1 protein-coding gene is annotated in these 267 nt (G+C 67.0%); it reads right to left on the bottom strand.

Annotated elements, in window-relative coordinates; all coding sequences use genetic code 11:
• On the bottom strand, window positions 1–243 hold a 243-nt coding region (locus SAZ04_RS22240; RefSeq protein WP_332699803.1), incomplete at its 3' end, for an SAM-dependent methyltransferase.
• Window positions 244–267 lie beyond the last annotated feature (24 nt).

Raw genomic sequence — 267 nt, forward strand, 5'->3', positions numbered from 1 at the left:
GTTGATATCGAGCGCGGTCACCCGGGCCTGATAGCGCCGTGCCAGCAGCACAGCAGTGTGCCCTATGCCACAGCCGAGATCGAGCACGCGCTGGCCATGCGCCACCCGGCACCGCTCCAGCAAGCGCTCGGTGGCGCCGATCCCGCCCATATGCTCCGTAATCCCGGCGGTCTCCCAGACCCTGTACGGGGTGAACGTGGCTGCTTCGTGGTGCTCATATTGTCGGGCGGCTGTGCTCACCATCGCCCCCTGGCTCTCTTCACCGGG

It is taken from the genome of Halalkalibacter lacteus (assembly GCF_036663595.1).
GTDB lineage: Bacteria > Bacillota > Bacilli > Bacillales > Bacillaceae_D > Halalkalibacter > Halalkalibacter lacteus.